3 protein-coding genes are annotated in these 3,462 nt (G+C 62.5%); all 3 read left to right on the top strand.

Features of this window, described 5'->3' with window-relative positions; genetic code table 11:
• The coding region (purM, locus tag K8W16_RS09575; RefSeq protein WP_304122974.1) for a phosphoribosylformylglycinamidine cyclo-ligase at positions 1-801 on the top strand (801 nt) is incomplete at its 5' end.
• A gap of 1 nt (position 802) precedes the next feature.
• Positions 803-1,246, top strand: a complete 444-nt coding sequence (locus K8W16_RS09570; protein WP_304122978.1) for a DUF523 domain-containing protein — start codon at positions 803-805, stop codon at positions 1,244-1,246.
• Entirely contained in the window at positions 1,243-3,369 is a 2,127-nt protein-coding gene (locus tag K8W16_RS12410; protein ID WP_369694469.1) for a pyridoxal phosphate-dependent aminotransferase, read from the top strand. Before K8W16_RS09570 ends, K8W16_RS12410 begins: the two co-directional genes overlap by 4 nt.
• Positions 3,370-3,462: the final 93 nt, after the last annotated feature.

The following is a 3,462-nucleotide window of genomic DNA, read 5'->3' as shown; positions in this document are numbered from 1 at the left end:
GGCATAGACCTTGTGGCCATGAGCGTGAACGACTGCCTGGTGCTCGGTGCGAAGCCCCTCTTCTTCCTCGACTATTTTTCCTGCGGCGAACTTGACGTCGATCTTGCCGCCACGGTGGTGGGCGGCATCGTGGAAGGCTGTCGGCAGAGCGGGTGTACCCTTCTCGGCGGGGAGACGGCGGAAATGCCCGGCATGTACGCCAAGGGTGATTACGACCTTGCGGGCTTCTGCGTAGGTATTGTGGACGGACCCAGGATTGTGGACGGCTCCACCATCAGCGTAGGCGACGTGATCATCGGCCTCGCCTCTTCCGGGCTCCACTCCAACGGCTATTCGCTGGTGCGGAAAATCTATGAGGAAAGCGGAGTCACGGGCGACGACATAGTGCCCGGCACGGACCGCACCTTTGCCGACGTTCTCCTCACCCCCACAGTCATCTATGCCGATCAGGTCAAGTCCATCATGCGCGATCTGCCCATCAAGGGCATGGTTCACATCACGGGAGGCGGCTTCTACGACAACATCCCCCGCGTGCTCTCGCCTTCCGTCTGCGCGAACATACGCTTCAACAGCTGGGAACACCCCGCCATTTTCGACTGGCTGAAGGAACAAGGCAACCTCACCTGGCCGGAAATGCTCCAGATCTTCAACTGCGGCATAGGCTACATCATGATTACCGACAGGGCTACGGCCGACGACATGCTCCCCCGCTTCAAGTCCATGAAAACGGAAGCCTGGGAAATAGGCACCATAGTCCGGCGTAAGGAACATCAGGAACAGGTGGAGATTTCCTTTGACTGAACTGCAAAAGCCCTGCCGCTATGTCGTCAGCGCCTGCCTTGCGGGCCAGTGCTGCCGTTACGACGGCCGCTCCAACCTGCGTAAGGAAGTGGCCGCTCTGGTGGAAGCCGGGCAGGCCGTGCCCGTATGCCCTGAGGTGCTCGGGGGCCTGCCCACTCCCCGTACCCCCTCTGAACGCAGAGGCGAAGACGTGTTTTCCGCCACGGGGGAGAATGTGACGGAGGCCTTCGCTGCCGGAGCGGAAGCAGCGCTCTACATTGCTGAAGAATGCGGATGTTCCGCCGCTATACTCAAGGCCCGCTCTCCTTCCTGCGGGTGCGGGCGCATTTATGACGGAACCTTCACCCGCACACTGACGGACGGCGACGGCCTCTTCGCCGCCCTTCTGCGTAAAAAAGGCTTCCAGCTCTTTACCGAAGAAACCTTCTCCCCGGAACATGTATGAAACGGGGTATTCTCCTCGCGGCCTACGGCTTCGGAAACATACGCGGGGCAAGCGCCCTGCGTGCCGTACAGGCCGCTGCGGAGGCACGTTTTTCCCTGCCCGTGCGCTGGGCCTTCACGTCGGAAACCATGCGCATGCGCCTTGCCAGTTCCCGCACCAAGTCCGACTCCGTGCTCAAGGCCCTGAAGCGCATGCGCTTTGAACGCTACACCCATGTGGCGGTGCAGCCCCTGCACATCATTCCCGGCATGGAATACGGCGCCGTGGCCTCGGAGTGCCGGACCATTATGGAAGAAGGGGGGCTTTGCGTCAGCCTCGGCATGCCCCTGCTTTCCGGCCCCGGCGATCATGCCATAGACTGCGCCGCGCACACGCTTATCCGCCATATTTCCCCGCTCCGTGCCCCCGATGAACCTGTGATCTGCATGGCTCACGGCAGCCGCCACGAGTGCGACATTCTCTACCGCCGCTGGGCGGAGGCCGTGCGGAAGCTGGACGGCCATATCCATATAGCCTGCATGGTGGGCCGGGGCCTGCGCCGCGCGGAAGGGGAAATCGCCCCCGCCGACGGGCTGGACCTTCTTCTGCCCGAGCTTGCCCTGGATATACCGCCTTCCCGCCGTGTATGGCTCATGCCCCTGCTTTCCCTGGTGGGCCGCCACACTCTGGAAGACATGGCAGGAGCCGGCCCCGCGTCGTGGAAAAGCCGTCTTGAGTCCGCCGGATACCACTGCCAGGCAGAACTGCGGGGCCTTGCCGACGACGCGTCTTTTATCGAGCTTTGGCTGGACAGGCTGGAAGACGCCCTCGCCGGGCTGGACGGCCGCCCTCACCCTCCCCTTTTCCCTCAAAAAAACGCTTCCGCCGCTCCCGAGCCCGAAAGCCCCCTTTCCCCCGCTTCTTTCCCTACGTTCAAGGAGTCTGCCATGTCCGCTTCCGTTATCAGCTCCGCCATGGAGCAGAATCTCTCCCAAGGTTCCATGATCCGGCGTATGTTCGAAGCCGGTATCGAACTTCGCAAGAAATACGGGGCCGACGCCGTCTGCGACTTCAGCCTCGGCAACCCCGACCTCGCCCCGCCTGCCGAAGCCGCCCGCGCCATGAGCACCCTCGCCTCCCGCCTCTCCGAACCGGGCATTCTCGGCTACATGCCCAACGGCGGCTTTGCCTGGGCACGGGAAAGGCTGGCCGCCTGGCTGAGCAGTCAGCAGCAGACTGCTCTTGAGGCAAAACACGTTATGTTGGGCTGCGGCGCGGCGGGCGTCATGAACGCCTTCTTCCACACTGTACTCGAACCCGGCGACGAGGTTCTTACCGTCGCGCCCTTCTTCGGCGAATACCGCTTCTATGCGGGTAATCACGGCGGAGTGCTCCGCCCCGTGCCCTGTCGGGCGGAAGACTTCGGCCCTGATGTGGAAGCCCTCGCCGCCGCCGTCACGCCGCGCACAAGGGCCGTCATCATCAATTCGCCCAACAACCCTTCCGGGGCCGTGTACACAAAGCAGGACATTGAGGCCCTCGCCGCCATGCTGGAAGAAGCCTCGAAGCGCATCGGCCGCATCATCTACCTCATCGCCGACGAACCCTACCGCTTCCTGGCCTACGACGGCCTGGAAGTGCCCGCCGCCCTGCCCCTTTACAAACACGCCGTGGTCATCAGCTCCTTTGCCAAAAATTACGGCATGGCCGGGGAAAGAGTGGGTTACATTGCCGTGAATCCCGCCATGGACGATGCGGACAAGCTCATGGACGGGCTCATCTTCTCCAACCGCGTGCTGGGCTTTGTAAACCCGCCCGTGGTGGGCCAGTACCTCATGGCGGAATGTCTCGGCACCTCCACCGAAGAGGCGCTCGCCGTCTATACCCGCCGCCGTAACCGCCTTGCCGCCATCCTTGCCAACGCGGGCTATGAGTTCACGCTGCCCAAGGGAACCTTCTATTTCTTCCCCAAGGCCCCGGGAGGGGACGACAAAGCCATTGTAGAGCGCCTGACACAGAACCTCGTGCTTGCCGTGCCGAGTTCCGGCTTCGGCTACCCCGGCTATTTCCGCCTCTCCTTCGCGGTGGAGGACGCCGTCATCGAGCGCTCCGCCGAAGGCTTCTGCAAGGCCCTGAACGGCTGATTGACCTCACCTGAAACAAACTGTGAAAGCGCCGGAACTCCCTTCCGGCGCTTTTTTGGTTAAAAGAAACCCCCCAGCTAGGCTGGGGGTTCC

Origin of the sequence: Mailhella massiliensis (assembly GCF_020741395.1) — a bacterium.
GTDB lineage: Bacteria > Desulfobacterota > Desulfovibrionia > Desulfovibrionales > Desulfovibrionaceae > Mailhella > Mailhella massiliensis_A.
The sequence above is the reverse complement of the archived record's forward strand: the minus strand, read 5'-3'. Positions and strand labels throughout refer to the sequence as shown.